Consider the following 18777-nt stretch of genomic DNA (forward strand, 5'->3'; position numbering starts at 1 on the left):
GAATTATTTGTTTAATTTTCACCCTCGAAGTTATGTATGACGAAGATTATCGCTGAGCACCGGGAATCACCTCCCAATCGGTCTGCGTTGCCCAGAGCCCCCAGATCGCCATGGCTCGCAGATAGTGGCAGGCACGGAAAGTGTTCACTGCCGTGATCGCTTCCGGCGTACGGAACTGCAACCCTCCCGTATACACCTGATTCACCACCGCTGAACAGATTGCTTCCGCTGTTTGCCCTTCGCCCATCAACTGGAAATAGCTGGCGATACCGAAATTGATGCCGGTCCACACCTCCAGAGGATGAGTGCCGTTGGGATCCAACGGCGTGCCATCACGACGCAGGCCATTGGCCACACCCAAGGTTCCGGCTTCGAATTTTTCAAAGCAGGCTTCCTTCACCGCCTTGAGCGTGCTGCGGCTGTTGGCTTCGCTCACCACAGGCTCCAAACCGAGCAAGCGGGCATAGAAATCACCGCAGAGCTGATCCGCCATCACCACTGGCGTACCACTTTCGGCATCGATGTCGTAAAACTCGCCGTTCCAGAGCAGCTTGTCGAAATTACTGCGTGATTGCTCCAACCAGCAGCCAAACTCATGCTGCTCGGAGGACGTCTCCAATCCGGTTTTGAGCTGCAGCGTCTGGGCGATCGCCAAAGCCGCCTCCAAGGCAGCGATCCAGAGCGCACCGCAATAGGCGCTCACACCCTTCAAAGGCCAATCGTCAAAAGTCTGATCCGGCGCTCCGCCGTTATCCGGCAGGCCGTCGTCATTCACATCAAAGGTTTTCAGGTAGCGCAGCGCTTCAACAGCAGCTGGCCAGCACTCGGCCAGAAAGCTCAGATCTTCGCCGCTGGGGGCCAGCTTGTAGGTGCGCCACACCTGCAGCACAAAATCACTGCCGAGATCCTTCCAGAGGTTGCAGTCTTGATAGGCGGTGTAGTTGGTGGCGTCCCAGGGCTGCTCGTTGGGTGCACCGAGATCATGCGGGGTTGCGCCCTTCACCTTGCGATCAGCTTCCACCCGGCCCTTGCCCTGGGTGAAATACCAACCGATCGGTCTCTGAGTGGAATCCGCCGCAGGGATGGCCCGCGCGAAGCTGCGCAGCACCGATTTATCCAGCTCCGGCCACAGCTGCAGCAAGGCAAAGGAGCCATACAGGCGCACATCCAAGCTTTCATACCAGGCGTAGTCGAGGCACTCGAGCACACCGAAACGGCCATGGGGATCCTCCGGTGATGCCGCACTCCAGAGGCTGCCACCACTACAGAGGTCGTAGAGCTCATTGAACAGCGCCATCCTCAACGGCTCCGGCAACTCACTGCACTGCAGCACCGGCTGCTGCCAGGCGTCGATCTGATCCCTCCACTGCTTCCAGTCGCGCAGTGCTTCGGCGGCAATCGCCGCGGCCTGGTTGCCACCAGTGCCAAAGAAATCGGTGTAACGGCGCAGGGCTTTGCTGCCGGTCGCAAAGGCCGTCACCGGTAGATCCCAGCTGATCACCACAGGGATCTCGATGCTCTCCCCGGGAGCCAGCTGACAACGAACCGCCAGGGCTGCACTGAGTGGATCATCGCTGCCACTGTGCCGATCATTGTTGCTGTTGGGGATCGAGCCGTCGTCGCTGAAGCTGTTCCACAGCTCACTGCCGTCACCCGCAGGGTTCCAGCGGCTGCAGCGTTGAATGCTCACACCTGGTTGCTCAGTGGAAGCAATGCACCACTGACCTTCACCTTCAGCGATCGGAACGGAGACATTGCCCTCGAGCAGCACTCCCCGCAACTTGCCGTCGTCGACATAACGGTTGCGTTGACCCTCGGTGCGGCCGATCGCAGGGGCGTAGTTGTGCTCCGGACTGCCGTCATCGCGGAAATGCACTTCAGCAGAAGCATCGGTGTTGGTGAACCAACCGCAGCTGTTGCGCCAGCTCAGCAACAGGGAGAGATCGAGCGGTTGTTTGGTGGGGTTGCGCAAGGTCCACACGAACACGGCCACCGGATAACTGGTGCGCTGGTAATCGCCAGGAAGAATCGGGCTGAACGCCTCACAACGCACATCGGCGTCATAAACGCCGTCGTACTGCGTCCAACTGAGCGGATAGCGGGCGGCGTAGGTGCCCGTACTGCGCTCCCGTGTGCTGGCGGGGTACCAGTCCCAGGCCTGAAGTGGGTCAGCCGCCTCCGGTCTGGAGGCATCCGCCTGCGGCTTCACCGCCAGGGCATGGGCGCGCCTGCTTCTGCCATTGCTCTCAAAAAGGGCGAACTGACAATCGGGAAGCACGCCGAACCAATGCTCACCACCATCGAGATGCCAGAGGTTGACGTTGCCATCCGGAGCCCGGCCGATGCAGCCAGCCCCGAAGCCACCCAGCGGCATGCCGTGATTAGGGCCGTCATCGAGATTGCTGGCATAACGGACCGTGTAGGGCTGATCCCAGTCCAGTCCAAATGGCCTGCTCCAGCTGGCCTGCGGAGCACTCCAGGCTTCAGGACGGGGACTGCGACGCAGCAGCGAACGCAGAGCAGTCAGTCCAAACCGAGCCATGCAGAGGCAGAGAGTCGACCCAGCCTGCCAGACCTGAACGGTCTGTGCTCATCGCCATGGCAAACATGCCGGAATGGCGATGGTCAATGCGCCCTGACCAAAGCGGATCCCAGCGAATACCCCCACCAGATAGAGCAGGGCCACTGCCGCGACAATCAGGATCTGAACCATCGCACTGACTTACAGCCAGAAACGATCCCACTGGTAAGGGGCTTTCAGCAGTGAACCAACCAGCCAGGTCAGGGAAAAGCCAAAACGGGTGGGGGTGGCCTGTTGGTGATGCTGTGCAACTTGTAGATGATTGGCGGTTGGTCAACCGCACGGCTTAGCGAAAGGATTGATGCACCACTAGCCAAATTGCTGCGGCTGCGCTGCTGCGACTCTGATCTCAAATCTCCCTGGAGGGCAGAACCTGCTCGGCGTCCAACAGGGCATCCAACGTCACTGCAGTGCGCACCAGTGATTGGTAGTGCTGCAGCACACGCCGGTTACGGTCCAACCAGCGCGCTGCTTCCGCTGGACCCTCACCAGCACCGGAGCTGGTGAATCCGGAGGGGCCGTCGGCATCCATCAGCTCAAGGTCCTCCTGGCGAGCGATCAGGGCAAGCAGCAGCTCATGCAGTCGCTGACGGCGCTCTGCCTGTGCATCATTCCCAGTCACGGCCACACCGGTTGCGTTCATAATCTTCCCTCAAATCCCTGTAGTTGCGGGTCTGACGCGAAAGCAATTCACTCGCTTGTTCGGCCTGGGCTTTGTTGTCACCAGTCTGTTGCGAGGCCGCGATCAACATCCGATTGCGGGCCATTGAGGCACCGAGTGTGTTCATCAGCCTCTTGATCAGGCTGCAGTCCTCCAGGGCATGAACAGACCCGGCAGACGACAGCGACAACACCAACGCAACAACGACGGGGCGGAGCACAACAGAGGGAAGATTCATTAGCGCCAAGGTACCTCTGAATAGTCGAGCTGATCCCGATCAGGCAGAACCACGGCCTGGTGATCCATTCATGGTCATGGTGTCGAAATGGAGGATTGCAATCCTCCGCGACCCCCTACACCCATGCACAGCTTCTTTCGCTGCAGGGTGCTGACGGGCCTGACGGTCTTGCTCGGCAGCCTCAGCGCATCCGCAGCGGTGGCCCAGGAGCTTTACACCCTGGAAACCACCTGCAGAAGCGCAGGCAAAACCCACTCCTGCACAGTCGTGGCATCCAATGTCGACGACACCACTGAATACGTTCACACCTTTGGATCGCAAAACGTGAGTTATCGCGTGATCGACGATCCCTATGTGCGCATCGAAGGCCGAGCCAGCAACACGAAACCGTGGAGCTCGGTCAAGAACGCAACAATCGATTTCAAAGCAGAGGAGCTCTGTTTCAACAGCGAAGCCTTCTGCGTGAAAAACACCAAATATCTCGCCGATGTGTTGGTTGGCAGCGGTGATGCCATGCAAGGCCGAACCAAAGTGGGAATGGTCTTTGCTGCCAATGGCCGCGTGGATGTGGCGTGTTTCGACAACGGCTGCAATCGACTGAAGGAGGCCATCAGACAATGACAATCAACACTCGCCGATCCTCCAGACGCCGTCTCGCCGGCCTCCTTGGCCTGGTGCTGGCACTGCAACCAGCGGCTGGGCTGGCCGCCATCGGTACTGAATCAGCAGCCACACCAAGCTCCAGCGAGGACATCCAGCTGGCCCAACGCCGCGGCGGTGGTGGCGGCTCTCGCGGTGGCTCACGCAGCAGCTCCAGAAGCTCTCGCAGCAGTTCACGCAGCAGCTCCAGAAGCAGTTCACGCGGCTCACGCAGCAGTTCACGCAGCAGCTCCAGAAGTGGCGGCCGTACTGGCTTCAGCAACTACAGCGGCAGTCGATCGGGCAGCCGTTCGAGCAATCGCTCGAGCACACGCAGCAATCGTCAGGGCACAAGGCAAACCTCACGCTCGTCACGTCAGGGCCAGGCACGCACCAACAGTGCCAACCGCCAGGGCAATCGCCAGAGCACCAGAAGCAACCGCCAGGGCCAGGCACGCACCAACAGCACCAATCGCCAAAGCAACAGGCAGAACACAAGGAGTACTCGCCAGAACCAGGTTCGGAACAACAGCTCCAACCGCCAGAACAATCGCAACGACCGCTTCGACACGCGCCAGAACAACCGCTCAGATCGGTTCAACACACGCTCAGACAATCGACGTAAGGCGATCAACAACTGGGATCGCTACGGCAACGGTTGGTACAGCGGCAACAACTGGTATAACAACCGCCCCTGGAACAGCGGTTGGTATGGCGGTTCCTACTACAACAACTGGGGTTGGTATCCAGGCCGGGCAGCAGCCTGGGGCGTGGCAAGCATGGCCACCTTCGGTGTGATCAACAGCCTGGTCAACACTGCCCAGAGCAACGAAGTGAGTTACATCGTTGTGCCCGACTCGGAGTACTCCCTCTATTACCCCAGCGTCACCGCAACCGGTGACACGGTGACGTTCGAGGCCGACGACGGCGACTCCACAGCAAGGTTCTACGCCGATTGCCGGCAAGGAACCATTAACGGTGGAACGCCCAACAACGGCAACGAAGCCCAGCTGCTCAATGCCGCCTGTCAGGTGGCGTTCGGTCAGTAAACATCAAAGCCGGATCAGCTGAGCAGTACCCGCAGGCGTTGCTCAGCTTCCGGCTCCAAGACCACTGGCTCAGCTTGGTACATCTTGCCCTTGGCAATGCGCGCCTCAATCGCAGGTCGCGCTGTGCTCCATCCACTGATCTGAAGAGAGCGGTAGATCCACTGCAGTGTGACCTGAGGTGACTGAACCAGATCGTCGTAAGCAACTTCAATCAATTGTCCAGACGGAATCAGATGTTTGGACCGCTCATAGGCTTCCTGCAATTGGTCATGGGCCGCTGCTGTTTCCTCAACTTGCTGGAGGCTGGATGGCGGCAATTGCAATCCGACCAAATGAGCCAAACGTTGCTTCACTTGCACCAACGAACGAATCGAATCCAACGGTCGGCGGTAGAGATACACAAAACGGGCACGCGGAAACAATCTCAGCAGCAATGCAATCCGAGCAGTGTGCACAGAATTTTTAATCACCAGGTGAGTCTTCCCGGCTCCCTCATACAGCCAAGTAAGCCGTGTGAAGTGCAAAAAGTGTCGTTCAAATTGAGTCGAACCATGCAGCACAGTGCGACGGAAATGCCTCGGGTAATCCTGAGGAAAAGCAATTCCAGCCATGTGACTGTCCATGGTGAGGCGAGCTAAACCCACCTCATCTTCCTGAGGATCCTCCGGCCCCCACGACACGGCATCGATAGGTCGATGCCGTGTCATGACGCGCCTTAAGACGTGATTCAGAAAGGGTTTCAGAATCAATGCAGCCTGAGGAGCAATGATGAACTGGTTACGAGCCGTGGCAGCACAGGGATCAGCCGACAACAGTTGATGCAGATAGGTGGTGCCACTGCGCCAATGTCCAATCACCACCACAGGATCATCAGGGCAACCGCATGTCTGAATCCTGCGATGAAACAACAGGGATTGCAGCCAGGCAAAAGGCTCAACAACCAGACCGCTGACTGTGAACAGCAAAGCGACTGGTAAGCGCTTCACAGACACAGTGCCATGCCTCAACCCTGCGAGCAGTGTGGTGGGACGAATGCACCCTCCTGCAACAAGAGCGTCAGAAAGCTTGGAAAAAGACAAGACTCCCCTCGAGAAACGACCGGCAGCAGCTGACGGGAAGGCAGTGGAGCGCACGTGCAGTGTTGCGCAATTCCCGCTTTCGGAAGGCAGTCGCCCAAAGCCGCTGCTTCCCTATGCATAATTTGCGTCGATGTTGCTGAAGGCGCAAGTCATGGCACAAGCCTTAAGCACAACATCCAGCCGTTTCACCCTTCCCTCCTCAACACGCGCAAGCGTCAGCTGGAGCACAAACTTCAACAGTGCCAGCGAGCTAGCTGCTGCACTACTCAGACTTGGGAAAAATTTTAATGTTTTACAGCTCTCGGCAGGGCAACTTCAAGGCCACTTTTCTGTCGTTCACCTCAAAGATCTCAGCATTTTTTCGATTCAAACGAATCAGCTGCTCTTGCTGAACGGCGAACGCGGCAAAGACTCCATCGCCTTCAGCCTAGAAACCAGCGGAGTTCATGATGATCATCGGATTTTTTCTGAATCAATCGAACCCTTTTCCCTTCACGGGTTTAAGCCTGATCTTCAAGAAAGTCATTTTCAACTAACAGCAGGCTCAATCAGCGTGATTGCAATTACCTCAGCAAAAAAATTTGGCAGGTTTCTCGAGTGCTGCGGACAAACAAAATTACTTGAGACTCTTCACACCAGCAATTCACTCCAACTACAACCGGAGCACTATTCAAAAATATCTCGCCAACTAACGTGGCACCTGAATAATCCATTAATCAATTCTGAGCAAAGGTCACTGCACACAGGACATATTTTTTCTCTCATGCTTGAAGTTTTTACAGAAACAAAATACGATCAGTACAGCTCATTCAGAATCGCTCCACGCCAGCAACTCGTTTGCGATTTGATTGATTGGGGTTTTGACAACAGTACACAACCGCTTAAGCTTGATGAAATCAGCAACATTCTGCTGAGCTCACGACGCACACTCATTCAAGGTTGCAAAGAGAATTTTCAAAGAGGTCCGATGGAGCTACTACGAATGATTCGTCTAGAGCAAGTCAACTACGTGCTCAGATCCAATGAATTACGCAACTCACTGGAACTTCACAAAATTGGCGACATCGCGGATCACTTTGGTTTCACGAGTCGCGGACATTTTTCGGCCTCCTACCAAAGCTATTTCGGCGAAACGCCAAGAAAAACACTTGCCGGTGCCAAGCATCAACTGAACGGCGCAACGGAAAACTGATCCGCACCGCAGACCTCGAATCAATCGTTGGTTGCCAAAAGGGTCATTGACAGAGCGACTGCCATGGCGGCAGCGGAGAGCACCCAGCCGCTCCTTGACGATCAATGAAGGGGCGCATTGGCACAATTGATTCACGAGTTTTTTAAATATTTGTGCTAGCGAAGGAAAAAACGAATATCTTGATTGTCCACATAGCCCTTCCGTGACCAGAACCGCCGCCAGCACTGGATCAAGCCCCCAGCAAGCATGCGGCATGCAGGCTGAGCAGGCCTTGGACTCACCCTTTCACTCCGCCAGCGAGCTCAAACAGCTGTTCCAATTGATCGGGAAGTCCTTTGACGCCGTTCAACTCAGCCAAGGACGACTGCAAGGGCGGTTCAGGCTCGCCAGTTTAGGCAATATTGTGCTGATTGAGATCCAAACCAATCAGCACTTGCTGCTCAATGGAGAGCGCGGGCACGACTGCATGAGCTTTTGCCTGGAGGCCACAGGCCTCGCAGAGGAATGTCGGCTGTTCAATATACCTCTCGCACGATATTCACTCAATGGCTTTCGCCAAGGCCAAGTCGAATCGCATTTTCAGCTGTCAGCCAACACCACAATTTATTTAGCGATTCTATCAACCAGTCGCTTCAATGCATTCCTCAGCCATTGCGACTCAGACGACATCATTGAACAGCTTGAAATGAACAATGCACTGCAAATAGATCCTTCTTTACACGCTCAGTTCCGCCAAAAATTTCAATATTTTCTCGACCATCCACCCACCACCTCCCAGCAACGCAGACAAATAACAAATCATCTTTATAGCTCATTCTTGGATGCAATTTGCAACAACAAAAGCTCAAAATATTTATCTTTCACACCTTCACCCAGACAAAATCTGGTGAGACAGTTTGTATCCTGGGGATTCGAAAATTCAGAGCATGACTGCAACCTCGACCAAATCAGCGAAATACTCTTCGCGTCGAGGCGCACATTGATCCAAGGAACCAAGGAATCCTATGGCATGGGTCCGATGGAGATGATGAAACGAGTGCGACTTGAGCAAGTGAATTGGATTCTGCGCTCTCCAGATGCACGCGCAGACAAAAACTTCAAAACGATCTCTGAAATCGCGCAGCACTATCGATTCCAGAGCCGTGGACATTTTGCCAAGGCCTATCAGCAAATTTTCCATGAGACTCCAAGCGAAACCTGGCTGAAATCAGCCAATGTGTAGCTTTTGAACCAGATCCCGTTTGTGCACATCTGAAACCTGTTGAAGGGACGCAGAAACAGCAGACGGCTACCAAAAGAGGGCTTGGCACCTATACCGCACCCTCAGATTCATGAGTACACGACTACAAGTTGACGGGTCGATCCTGCCCTTCCCCGCGAAACCGTCGGGTAGCAAAGCTGGTACGACGATGCAGGACTCGACGTACAGCCCCCTGCCCGATCCCAAATATCTTCCAGAGGATGCACCCAACATCCTGGTAGTTCTGATTGACGATGCCGGTCCGGCCATGCCGGAGTGCCTCGGCGGTGAAATCCACACGCCCACGCTTCAGGCGGTCAAAGACGGTGGCGTTGGCTTCAATCGCTTCCACACCACAGCGATGTGTTCGCCGACACGCTCTTCGCTGATGACCGGTCGCAACCACACCTTCGTGGGCAACGGCCAGATCTGTGAACTAGCCAACGACTGGGACGGTTATTCAGGCCGGATTCCTGAAAGCTGTGCCCTGCAGGCCGACGTGCTGCGCAACTACGGCTACGCCACCGGAGCATGGGGCAAGTGGCACAACACACCGTCAACCGAAACCACGGCTGCAGGTCCTTTCGAGAACTGGCCAACCGGACTCGGCTTTGAATACTTCTACGGCTTCCTCGCCGGCGAATGCTCCCAGTACGAACCCCATCTGGTGCGCAATACCACAGTCGTGTTGCCTCCGAAACAAGAGGGCAAGGAATACCACGTCAGTGAAGATCTTGCCGATGACGCCATCAGCTGGCTGCAAACCCACAAAGCGCTGCGGCCGGACGCGCCCTTCTACATGTACTGGGCATCCGGTGCCCTGCATGGTCCTCACCATGTGAACAAGGAGTGGGCTGATAAGTACAAGGGCAAGTTCGACGAGGGCTGGGATGCCTATCGCGAAAAGGCGTTCAAAAATGCCAAAGCCAAAGGCTGGATTCCCGAGAACGCCCAGCTCACACCACGCCACCCCCGCTTAGCCGCTTGGGACTCCATCCCCGATCACCAGAAACCCTTCCAATCGCGTTTGATGGAAGTGCTAGCTGGTTTCGCTGAACACACCGATCATCAGGTTGGCCGCATTCTTTCCGAGATTGAACGGCTCGGATATGAGGAGAACACCCTGGTTGTCTACATCTGGGGAGACAACGGATCCTCCGGTGAAGGGCAGGATGGCACCATCTCTGAGTTGCTTGCTCAGAACTCCGTGGCCACGGAGATCGATGAACACATCAAGGTGCTCGACGACCTGGGCGGTCTCGATGCCATTGGCTCCGATCTGGTCGACAACATGTACCACGCAGGCTGGGCCTGGGCGGGCAGCACGCCTTATCAAGGCATGAAATTGATGGGGTCTTACTTCGGTGGCACCCGTAACCCCATGATGGTCAAGTGGCCCAAGGGCATCAAGCCGGATCCCAAGCCTCGTGCTCAGTTCCATCACTGCAACGATCTGGTGCCCACCATCTACGAGCTGGTTGGAATCACTCCACCCAAGATGGTGAATGGTGTCACGCAGGATCCCATTCATGGCACCAGCTTTGCCTACGCCTTCAATTCACCGGATGCACCTGGTGAACTGAAGACCCAGTTCTTCGACATCTTTGGATCACGATCCATTTATCACGAAGGCTGGATGGCTGGCGCCGTGGGACCGCGCCTGCCCTGGGTGAAAGGCGTCGACCCCGACATCCTCACCTGGTCGCCGAACACTGACGAGTGGGAGCTTTACAACCTCGAGGAGGACTGGAGCCAGGCCAACAACATCGCCGATCAGCATCCCGAGAAGCTGCAGGCGATGAAGAATCAGTTCCTGGTGGAATCGGCTAAATACAAGAATCTGCCGATCGGCGGCGGCCTCTGGACCGTCATCTTCCACCCGGAACTGAAGGTTGCACCCGATGCCAAGTCGTGGGAACTTCCAGGCAACATCACCAGAATTCCAGAGCCCTGCGCTCCACGGCTTGGCTGCCTCAACAACAAGGTCGTCCTCGACCTTGAGATTCCAGAAAATGGCACGGGTGTGCTCTACGAATTTGGTGCCAATTCAGGTGGACTCACCCTGTACATGGATCAGGGGGTGCTCATCTATGAGTACAACCTGTTCATCATTGAACGCACCAAACTGCGCTCCGCTCAGCCGCTGCCAACCGGTCGCCACAAACTGGAAATCATCACCCAGCACACCGACGACAACCCAAGGGGTGCCATTTCAATCAAGGCATCCCTCAATGGCTCGCCGGTGATCGACGGCGTTGTGCCCCGAGTGGCTGCGCTGCTCTTCACCGCCAACGATTGCCTTGATGTGGGCCAGTCACTGGGCTCGGCGGTTTCAATGGACTACCGCAAGCGTGCTCCGTTCAAGTTCAACGGCACCATCCACCAGATGAACGTGGACTACACCGACTAAGACAGCCACGATTGGTTAAATCGATCAACAATGGCAGCGAGCAGACTTCTTCACGGAGTCTGCTCTTTTTCTTTGAGCTCCAGGCTCAAAAAGTAGTTCAGAAATGTGCGCACCAGTGCCACTGCTCCCAGCTGATCAGCAACACTTGGCTTGACCAGAGAAGGCGGCTACCAACAGAGGGATAGCACTAACACTGCGCCCGTTTCTTCCATGAGTACTAGCCGACAAGTCGATGGTTCGATCCTGCCATTCCCCGCCAAACCATCGGGAAGCAAGGCTGGAACGACGATGCAGAATTCGACGTACAGCCCACTGCCTGATCCAAAATATCTTCCAGACGATGCACCGAACATTCTTGTAGTGCTGATTGATGATGCAGGTCCGGCGCTGCCGGATTGTCTTGGAGGTGATGTTCACACTCCAAATCTTCAGGCAGTGAAAGACGGTGGTGTGGCCTTCAATCGCTTCCACACCACAGCGATGTGTTCACCAACACGATCATCGCTACTGACCGGTCGCAACCACACCTTCGTGGGTAACGGCCAGATCTGTGAATTCGCCAACGACTGGGACGGTTATTCAGGCCGGATTCCCGAAAGCTGTGCCCTGCAGGCCGACGTGCTGCGCAACTACGGCTACGCCACCGCTGCATGGGGCAAGTGGCACAACACTCCAGCCACAGAGACCTCTGCGGCTGGTCCCTTCGAGAACTGGCCAACCGGACTCGGCTTTGAGTACTTCTACGGCTTTCTCGCCGGTGAAGCCTCCCAGTACGAACCCCATCTGGTGCGCAACACCACGGTGGTCTTGCCACCGAAATCACCCGAAGAGGGATATCACATCAGTGAAGACCTCGCCGATGACGCCATCACCTGGCTGCAAACGCACAACGCCCTCCGTCCGGAAAAGCCCTTCTACATGTACTGGGCATCCGGTGCCCTGCATGGTCCTCACCATGTGAACAAGGAGTGGGCGGATAAATACAAAGGCAAGTTCGACGATGGCTGGGACGCCTACCGCGAACGTGCTTTCAAAAATGCCAAAGCCAAAGGCTGGATTCCCGAAAACGCCCAGCTCACACCACGCCATCCCCTCATGGAGGAGTGGGATTCCATTCCTGCACACCAGAAACCCTTCCAGTCGCGTTTGATGGAAGTGCTAGCTGGCTTTGCTGAACACACCGATCAGCAGGTTGGTCGCATCCTTTCCGAGATTGAACGACTCGGCTACGAGGAGAACACCCTGGTCGTCTACATCTGGGGAGACAACGGCTCCTCAGGGGAAGGCCAGGAAGGCACGATTTCAGAGATGCTCACTCAAAACGGGATTACGACGGAGATTGATGAGCACATCAAGGTGCTCGATGAACTGGGCGGACTCGATGCTATTGGCTCCCCGTTAGTCGACAACATGTACCACGCAGGCTGGGCCTGGGCGGGCAGCACGCCTTATCAAGGCATGAAATTGATGGGGTCTTACTTCGGCGGCACCCGCAATCCGATGGCCATCAAGTGGCCCAAGGGCATCAAGCCGGATCCCAAGCCTCGTGCTCAGTTCCATCACTGCAACGATCTGGTGCCCACCATCTACGAGCTGGTTGGAATCACTCCACCCAAGATGGTGAATGGTGTCACGCAGGATCCGATTCACGGCACCAGCTTTGCCTACGCCCTCAATGCACCGGATGCGCCCGGACAACTGAAGACCCAGTTCTTCGACATCTTTGGATCACGATCCATTTATCACGAAGGCTGGATGGCTGGCGCCGTTGGTCCTCGCCTGCCATGGGTCAAGGGCTTTTCCCCCGACATCTACACCTGGTCACCCGACACCGACGAGTGGGAGCTCTACAACATCGAGGAGGATTGGAGCCAGGCCCATAACCTCGCCGATCAGCATCCCGAGAAACTGCAAGCGCTCAAGAATCAGTTCCTGGTGGAATCGGCGAAGTACAAGAACCTGCCAGTCGGCGGCGGCCTCTGGACTCTCGTGTTCCATCCGGAATTGAAGGTTGCACCCGATGCCACATCCTGGAAATTCCCAGGTACGATCACCAGAATTCCAGAGCCCTGCGCACCACGACTCGGCTCCCTGGACAACAAGGTCACCCTCGACATTGAAATTCCAGAGAGTGCAAGTGGTGTGCTCTACAAACTCGGCGCCAATTCAGGTGGTCTCACCTTGTATATGGACGAGGGGATGCTCATCTATGAGTACAACCTGTTCATCATTGAACGCACCAAGCTGCGCTCCGCTCAGCCGCTGCCAACCGGTCGCCACAAACTGGAAATCATCACCCAGCACACCGACGACAATCCAAGGGGTGCCATTTCGATCAAGGCATCCCTTAATGGCTCACAAGTGATCGAAGGCACGGTGCCGAGGCCGGCAGCTCTGATTTTGACGGCTAATGACTGCCTTGACGTTGGTCAGGCACTGGGGTCTCCGGTTTCAATGGAGTACCGCGAGCGTGCGCCGTTCAAGTTCAATGGAACAATCCACACCATGAACGTGGAATATCTCAAATCAGTCAGTTAGCCAACATCATTGGAGGGAACGATTATTTCTTGAGCAGGCTTCTTAAGGAGTCTGCTCTTTTTCTTTGAGCTCCAGGCTCAAAAAGTAGTTCAGAAATGTGCGCACCAGTGCCACTGCTCCCAGCTGAATCAATGCCGATGCTTCGCGGCTGATGGTGGTTTGGACCACATCGGCGCCCAGCTGAAACTCCAGAGCCAGAGCCACCCATCCACCGAAGGTCAGGCGTGCTGCGGTCAGCGGACCTCTCTGCATGAGATGAGGTGGAATCGCCCGCAGACGCAAAGGCCCGCCGCGACTGAACACCGCGATCAAGCCAACTGCAACAGAAAGCACCGACAGGTACTCAAGAATCAAGCGCAGTGCTTCGGCTGAATGCGTCAGCAGATGTTCAGACCATTCCATCAATGATTGCTCGCAGTTTGGGGTGATTGTGAATGGCAAAAACAACAATCACTAGTTGCTGAACAACAAAACCAACAATCCAGCACGATCGGGAGCAGTTCAGGATGACGTCATCTACGGCGATTTCTAGCCTGTCGACAGCGGTCAGCCCTTCCATACGGATGAGCAATACCAATACCGAGCTGGCCAAAACCCGAAATCGTGCGGCGGCGGAGCGCACAACTCTGGCCTGGATCCGAACAGCCCTGGCTCTGATCAGTTTTGGATTCGGTCTCGACAAAATCATCAGTGCCATCCGCGATGCTGGAGGCGCAGCCAATACCGGCAATGACGTCGGCGTGCAGCTGATGTCGATGGGATTCATCGGGGTTGGCATTTTCACGTTGCTGATTGCCATGCGGCAGCACAAACGTGAACTGGTGCGCTTGCGCAATGACCCATACCTCTACCGGGATGAGCCATCGCTTTCGATTGCCACAGCAACAGCTGTGCTGGTGATCGGTGTGATTGCCTTTCTGCTGCTGCTGTCTGGATTTATCTGAGCTCCAAGCCTTTTCCAATACACCACCGCATCTTCTCCTGTTCTGATGTCAATCCTGATTTCTCTGGCCCTGTTTTTCATCATGGTGTCTCTGGGCCTGAATCTGCCCAGCCAGCAGTTCGACTTGCTGAAACACAGACCAGCACTGATCATGCGCGTCGTGTTGGCAACCTGCGTGGTCCTGCCACTGGCGGCTTTGCTGCTGCTGAGGACCCCACTCGGACAAGGGCTGTCTCCTGCCATCACAACAGCGGTGATGCTGATGGCGATCTGTCCCAGCGCGCCGATGATCGCTCTAAAGAGCAAGAAGCTGGCGGAAAACCCTGAACTGGCAACACGATTGCAGTTCTGGTCAGCCTGTGCTGCAATTATCAGTGTGCCTTTATGGGTCACTCAGTTGCCGTTGGAAGCGGGGGAGACCATCTGGAGCGTTGCCTCTCAAGACGTCGCCTTCCAGGTCTTCACTGTTCAGTTGATTCCGCTGCTTGTGGGCGTGTCGCTGCGGCGCTGGTGTGCGGATTGGGCTGAACGCTGGAATCCGGTGATTCAGAAAGGCGCGAGCATTCTTCTGTTGGTGCTGCTGGCCCTGATCCTGATCGTGGCGTTGCCGAAGGTGACGCCGATGTTGATCGGCAACCTCAGAGGAGCCTTGCTGATGTTCATCCTCACCTGGATCGGCATTGGCCTGGGATATGTCGTCGCAGGAGACAACCACGACGAACGCAGCACCCTGCCGTTGGTGCTCTCCATGCGTAATCCAGGTCTTGCCCTGCTCATCATTCAAGGCATGGCTCCTAACGCCATTGACCTCAAGGCGGCCGTGGTGGGGTACGTCGTCGTGACAGCGGCGGGTACAGCACCGTTCATGAAATGGCGCCAGACCAATGCAAGCCAGGAACAGATCACAGGAGACGCTTAGAGCGAATCCATGAAAACCCCATCAACTCCGAAGCTGCTGCTGAAACAGAACCCACGCAAGGGAGGCGATATGGCTGCCTTGCTGCTCGGCGCCGGGATTGGCTACGCCATCAATCTGAATCTGCCGCTGCTTGCAGACGTCACGGTCAGCTGCATCGTTTTGATTTTGCTGAGCAGGCTGCGCAATCACCTGAAAACACCAGTGCAGTGGTGGGGCAGCATCGGTCTCTGCTCCGGCAGCTTCCTTGGAACAGCATCCTCAATGGTGCATGAGATGCAGCGAGCCGATGAAGCTGCATCCGCCTACTCCCCCTGGGAGCGACTGGCTCTGATCGTGATTCTGGGGATCACAGGTGTTCTGGCCGGTCGCCATATCGGCATCGACCCCGATGCTGTTGAGGGCCGCTCGATCGGTGACCTGCTCAAGTCCCTCAGTGGAACGTTCACAGGAGTCTTCGGTGTTCTCGTTGCCATTGCCTTTGTGTTCAACGGACTGGAAGAAGCAAGAACTCTCTCCAGTCGTCTCACAACAACGCTCACCATCATCATTCTCGGCCTAGTTGGGCCTGGTTGGATCAGTCATCGCTTGAGAACCTACCAACGCAATCATCCGCATTAAGCCAATCACCGGCCATAAAAAAGTGATGCTGCTCAGGAGAGCAACATCACCATCCAAAAGCTGAAGGTCGATTCAATCAGCTTTTCTTGGCATCGGTCTCCTTGGGATAGATCTCAAGGGTGACCTTGTCAATCTGTCCGCCATAGGCGCTGTAACGCCGAGGACCAATGGTCTTGACCGTGACCGCGGAGCCGCGGTCAAGACCAACATCAGCACCTTCATCAATCGAGAATCGAGAGGCAATGGTCTGATCAATGCGACCAATGGCAACCACTTGATCGTTGATCTTCATCTGCACATTGGCTCCTTTGCCGACACCACCACCGTCGTAATCAATCTCAAAGCGAAGCTGAGATTGACCAACTGGCAATGACTGATTGCTGGTGAAGGTGTACAGCTTACCCATGTAGTTGTAGGTGTAAGCAGGCACATTGTTCTCTACATAGAGAGACCAGCCACCAAAGCGACCACCCTGCGAGAAGATCACTCCATTCTCTTTCTGGCCTGGCTTCACATCCAACTGAGCCGTGATACTGCTGGAGGTGTTCTTCACATTGAGGATCGAGTCCTCGACCATATTCCAGGCATAGGGATACAAATCCATGGACGTCCGATCACCCAGAAGTGTCGGCCGACCGGCAACAGAAGGAACAAGACGCTCGAGAAGACGATCATCCAGCGGCAAGACCTGATTATCAATGGCCTCTTCCATGAACTTCTTCTTCATGGCCACAAGGCGGTCCGGTTCCTGATCGGCGAGATCATTCGAGAGGCTGAAATCCTTGGTGGTGTCAAACAGCTGCCAACCAGAATCGTCTGCAACCGGATTCATTCGTTTCGGCGCCATCCAGGGATACATCACTGTTGTCCTCGCCATCCACCCGTTGTGGTAGATGCCTCGGTTACCAATAATCTCAAAATACTGCGTATTGTGCTTCTCTTTGGCATCTGGATTGTCAAAGGTATACAGCAGACTGGTTCCTTGCATGGGGATCTGATCAATGCCATTGATTGTGTTGGGCATCGGCAGATTGGCCGCCTCAAGGATTGTTGGGGCCACATCATTCACATGCGAGAACTGGGTCCGCACACCACCACCTTGTTGGATGCGTTTCGGCCAATGAATCACCGTGCCATTGCGTGTTCCACCGAAATCGCCGGCCACTTGCTTGGAGAGAGCAAAGGGTGAATTAAAGGCAATCGCCCAGCCCATGTGATACATGGGATAGGTGGTAGGCCCACCCCACTCATCAAGCTTGGCCTCCTGTTCGTCAGGCGTTTCTTCAACACCATTGAGGTAGTGGTTCCAATTCCACTGGCCAGTCCTATCCCCTTCGGGACTGGCGCCATTATCACCAGTGATATAGATCACCAAGGTGTTATCAAGCTCACCAAGATCGTCGATCGCCTGGATCAAACGGCCAGCTTCATAATCTGAATACTCCGTAAAGGCAGCAAAAACCTCGGCCTGACGTGCATAGATTTTCTGCTGTTGTGGCGTGAGGCTGTCCCATTTGGGAATACTGTCTGGCGCCTTGGCCATCTGAGTGCCTTCAGGAACAATCCCGGCCTTGATCTGATTCTGAAGATTGCGCTCGCGCAGAACATCCCAGCCTTCGTCGAACTTGCCTTTGTATTTGGCAATCCATTCCTTGCTCACATGGTGAGGGGAGTGAGAGCCGGCGGATGAGTAATAGATGAAAAACGGTTTATCCGGCTTGATCGATTTCTGCTGTCGCATCCAACCGATCGCCTGATCGGTCATGTCCTCAGTGAAGTGATACCCATCTTTCTTGGGTGCATCCACAACGGTGACACCATCGTGGATCGTTGGATCCCACATGTTGTCTTCCGCGCCAACAAAGCCGTAGAACTTCTCGAATCCCTGCCGCGTTGGCCAACGGGTCTGAGGACCGGCTGCCGTGGTCTCCCGACCCGGCGTTTCATGCCACTTGCCGAAAGCACCGGTGTTGTAGCCATTCAGTCTCAGAATCTCGGCAACCGGCTGGGCATAATCCGGCACCACGGTGGAATTACCCGCATAACCAGTTGCGATCTCTGGGATCGATCCCATATTCACCTTGTGGTGATTGCGTCCCGATTTCAAAGCCGCCCTGGTCGGCGCACAGAGAGCTGTGGTGTGGAATTTGTTGTAGCGCAGGCCATTGTCAGCCAGCTTTTCCGCCGTCGGCATATTCACCGCACCGCCGAAAGCGGAAGGTGCGGCAAAACCCACATCATCGAGAAGGATGATCACCACATTGGGGGCGTCCTTTGGTGCCGTCACCTCCCACTGCGGAGGCAATGGAACCTCTGAAGGGAGAGCCTTGGTGACCTTTTCAGGCTTTGGCTCGGCAATCGGCAAATTGGTCCGATCCAGGTTTCCTCCTAAGGCCTGCTTCTGATCCGTACAGGAGGTGGAAAGGCTTGCGAGCAACAGCAATCCACTACCCACAGCGAGATGGCGGATCAGCTTGGACACATTGACTTGATCAAGCATGCTGATAAAGCGAATGAAGAAGTGAACAGACGTGCGGGCCCATAAATGACTCGCATTCAACTCAGCAGGCACTGCCGGTTGGAGGAACCTCTCAAGAGGCGTGATTCACAACAAAGCCAAGGGGAAAGAGACATCACCTTCTGCTAGCTGCAGCTGTTGACTGGCGTCTG

General features: G+C 55.5%; 18 protein-coding genes. 9 read left to right on the forward strand and 9 right to left on the reverse strand.

Features of this window, described 5'->3' with window-relative positions; genetic code table 11:
* Nucleotides 1–46: 46 nt before the first annotated feature.
* The 4 genes from AC6EI9_RS06315 to AC6EI9_RS06330 form a co-directional block, all read right to left on the reverse strand.
* Nucleotides 47–2542 (reverse strand): GH116 family glycosyl hydrolase, encoded by a 2496-nt coding sequence (locus AC6EI9_RS06315; protein WP_498469643.1) that lies wholly within the window; start codon nt 2540–2542, stop codon nt 47–49.
* Nucleotides 2543–2590: 48 nt separating this feature from the next.
* Nucleotides 2591–2713, reverse strand: coding sequence for a hypothetical protein (locus AC6EI9_RS06320; RefSeq protein ID WP_498469644.1), 123 nt, complete (start codon nt 2711–2713; stop codon nt 2591–2593).
* Nucleotides 2714–2930: 217 nt separating this feature from the next.
* Nucleotides 2931–3203, reverse strand: coding sequence for a DUF8678 family protein (locus tag AC6EI9_RS06325; protein ID WP_413328113.1), 273 nt, complete (start codon nt 3201–3203; stop codon nt 2931–2933).
* Complete coding sequence (locus AC6EI9_RS06330; RefSeq protein ID WP_498469645.1) at nt 3190–3480, reverse strand: hypothetical protein; 291 nt, start codon at nt 3478–3480, stop codon at nt 3190–3192. Before AC6EI9_RS06330 ends, AC6EI9_RS06325 begins: the two co-directional genes overlap by 14 nt.
* Nucleotides 3481–3603: 123 nt before the next feature.
* Here AC6EI9_RS06330 and AC6EI9_RS06335 point away from each other — a divergent pair, with 123 nt between their 5' ends.
* Nucleotides 3604–4101 (forward strand): hypothetical protein, encoded by a 498-nt coding sequence (locus AC6EI9_RS06335; RefSeq protein WP_498469646.1) that lies wholly within the window; start codon nt 3604–3606, stop codon nt 4099–4101.
* On the forward strand, nt 4098–5168 hold the full coding sequence (locus tag AC6EI9_RS06340) for a hypothetical protein (RefSeq protein WP_498469647.1): 1071 nt from the start codon (nt 4098–4100) through the stop codon (nt 5166–5168). The genes AC6EI9_RS06335 and AC6EI9_RS06340 overlap by 4 nt, the downstream gene beginning before the upstream one ends.
* Nucleotides 5169–5182: 14 nt before the next feature.
* Here AC6EI9_RS06340 and AC6EI9_RS06345 read toward each other — a convergent pair whose 3' ends face one another.
* On the reverse strand, nt 5183–6247 hold the full coding sequence (locus AC6EI9_RS06345; RefSeq protein ID WP_498469648.1) for a sulfotransferase family protein: 1065 nt from the start codon (nt 6245–6247) through the stop codon (nt 5183–5185).
* A 130-nt stretch (nt 6248–6377) separates the two neighbouring features.
* On the opposite strand from AC6EI9_RS06345, the gene AC6EI9_RS06350 reads away from it, so the two are divergent.
* The 3 genes from AC6EI9_RS06350 (at nt 6378) to AC6EI9_RS06360 (ending at nt 11089) form a co-directional block, all read left to right on the forward strand.
* Nucleotides 6378–7439: an AraC family transcriptional regulator gene (locus tag AC6EI9_RS06350; protein WP_498469649.1), complete on the forward strand. Its 1062-nt coding sequence runs from the start codon at nt 6378–6380 to the stop codon at nt 7437–7439.
* Between the two features lie 202 nt (nt 7440–7641).
* Complete coding sequence (locus AC6EI9_RS06355; RefSeq protein WP_498469650.1) at nt 7642–8661, forward strand: AraC family transcriptional regulator; 1020 nt, start codon at nt 7642–7644, stop codon at nt 8659–8661.
* 187 nt (nt 8662–8848) lie between these two features.
* A complete protein-coding gene (locus AC6EI9_RS06360) occupies nt 8849–11089 on the forward strand; it encodes a sulfatase family protein (RefSeq protein ID WP_498469651.1) in 2241 nt (746 codons plus the stop codon).
* A 50-nt stretch (nt 11090–11139) separates the two neighbouring features.
* Here the strand turns inward: AC6EI9_RS06360 and AC6EI9_RS06365 are convergent, their stop codons facing one another.
* Entirely contained in the window at nt 11140–11211 is a 72-nt protein-coding gene (locus AC6EI9_RS06365) for a hypothetical protein (RefSeq protein WP_498469949.1), read from the reverse strand.
* An 88-nt stretch (nt 11212–11299) separates the two neighbouring features.
* On the opposite strand from AC6EI9_RS06365, the gene AC6EI9_RS06370 reads away from it, so the two are divergent.
* The gene (locus tag AC6EI9_RS06370; RefSeq protein ID WP_498469652.1) at nt 11300–13627 is read left to right on the forward strand and encodes a sulfatase family protein; all 2328 of its coding nucleotides are present in this window, start codon (nt 11300–11302) and stop codon (nt 13625–13627) included.
* Between the two features lie 42 nt (nt 13628–13669).
* Here AC6EI9_RS06370 and AC6EI9_RS06375 read toward each other — a convergent pair whose 3' ends face one another.
* Nucleotides 13670–14029, reverse strand: coding sequence for a DUF1622 domain-containing protein (locus tag AC6EI9_RS06375; protein ID WP_498469653.1), 360 nt, complete (start codon nt 14027–14029; stop codon nt 13670–13672).
* On the reverse strand, nt 14016–14186 hold the full coding sequence (locus AC6EI9_RS06380) for a hypothetical protein (protein WP_498469654.1): 171 nt from the start codon (nt 14184–14186) through the stop codon (nt 14016–14018). The genes AC6EI9_RS06375 and AC6EI9_RS06380 overlap by 14 nt, the downstream gene beginning before the upstream one ends.
* A gap of 4 nt (nt 14187–14190) precedes the next feature.
* Between AC6EI9_RS06380 and AC6EI9_RS06385 the strand changes: the two genes are divergently transcribed.
* From AC6EI9_RS06385 to AC6EI9_RS06395, 3 genes are read left to right on the forward strand one after another with little or no spacing between them, the layout of a single operon-like run.
* Nucleotides 14191–14571 carry a YidH family protein gene (locus AC6EI9_RS06385; RefSeq protein WP_498469655.1) on the forward strand — a complete coding sequence of 127 codons (381 nt, stop codon included), beginning with the start codon at nt 14191–14193 and terminating at the stop codon, nt 14569–14571.
* A 45-nt stretch (nt 14572–14616) separates the two neighbouring features.
* Nucleotides 14617–15489, forward strand: coding sequence for a bile acid:sodium symporter family protein (locus AC6EI9_RS06390; protein WP_498469656.1), 873 nt, complete (start codon nt 14617–14619; stop codon nt 15487–15489).
* Between the two features lie 9 nt (nt 15490–15498).
* Complete coding sequence (locus tag AC6EI9_RS06395) at nt 15499–16107, forward strand: hypothetical protein (RefSeq protein ID WP_498469657.1); 609 nt, start codon at nt 15499–15501, stop codon at nt 16105–16107.
* A gap of 76 nt (nt 16108–16183) precedes the next feature.
* Here the strand turns inward: AC6EI9_RS06395 and AC6EI9_RS06400 are convergent, their stop codons facing one another.
* On the reverse strand, nt 16184–18607 hold the full coding sequence (locus tag AC6EI9_RS06400) for an arylsulfatase (protein WP_498469658.1): 2424 nt from the start codon (nt 18605–18607) through the stop codon (nt 16184–16186).
* Nucleotides 18608–18777 lie beyond the last annotated feature (170 nt).

It is taken from the genome of Synechococcus sp. MIT2312 (genome assembly GCF_059772315.1).

Excerpts from the sequence above, each read along its gene's own strand:
- AC6EI9_RS06380 (WP_498469654.1), bottom strand. The coding sequence starts at position 14,186 with ATGGAAGGGCTGACCGCTGTCGACAGGCTAGAAATCGCCGTAGATGAC.
- AC6EI9_RS06340 (WP_498469647.1), top strand. The coding sequence starts at position 4,098 with ATGACAATCAACACTCGCCGATCCTCCAGACGCCGTCTCGCCGGCCTC.
- AC6EI9_RS06390 (WP_498469656.1), top strand. The coding sequence starts at position 14,617 with ATGTCAATCCTGATTTCTCTGGCCCTGTTTTTCATCATGGTGTCTCTG.
- AC6EI9_RS06315 (WP_498469643.1), bottom strand. The coding sequence starts at position 2,542 with ATGGCTCGGTTTGGACTGACTGCTCTGCGTTCGCTGCTGCGTCGCAGT.
- AC6EI9_RS06330 (WP_498469645.1), bottom strand. The coding sequence starts at position 3,480 with ATGAATCTTCCCTCTGTTGTGCTCCGCCCCGTCGTTGTTGCGTTGGTG.
- AC6EI9_RS06350 (WP_498469649.1), top strand. The coding sequence starts at position 6,378 with ATGTTGCTGAAGGCGCAAGTCATGGCACAAGCCTTAAGCACAACATCC.
- AC6EI9_RS06370 (WP_498469652.1), top strand. The coding sequence starts at position 11,300 with ATGAGTACTAGCCGACAAGTCGATGGTTCGATCCTGCCATTCCCCGCC.
- AC6EI9_RS06320 (WP_498469644.1), bottom strand. The coding sequence starts at position 2,713 with ATGGTTCAGATCCTGATTGTCGCGGCAGTGGCCCTGCTCTATCTGGTG.
- AC6EI9_RS06400 (WP_498469658.1), bottom strand. The coding sequence starts at position 18,607 with ATGCTTGATCAAGTCAATGTGTCCAAGCTGATCCGCCATCTCGCTGTG.
- AC6EI9_RS06395 (WP_498469657.1), top strand. The coding sequence starts at position 15,499 with ATGAAAACCCCATCAACTCCGAAGCTGCTGCTGAAACAGAACCCACGC.
- AC6EI9_RS06385 (WP_498469655.1), top strand. The coding sequence starts at position 14,191 with ATGAGCAATACCAATACCGAGCTGGCCAAAACCCGAAATCGTGCGGCG.
- AC6EI9_RS06335 (WP_498469646.1), top strand. The coding sequence starts at position 3,604 with ATGCACAGCTTCTTTCGCTGCAGGGTGCTGACGGGCCTGACGGTCTTG.
- AC6EI9_RS06360 (WP_498469651.1), top strand. The coding sequence starts at position 8,849 with ATGCAGGACTCGACGTACAGCCCCCTGCCCGATCCCAAATATCTTCCA.
- AC6EI9_RS06375 (WP_498469653.1), bottom strand. The coding sequence starts at position 14,029 with ATGGAATGGTCTGAACATCTGCTGACGCATTCAGCCGAAGCACTGCGC.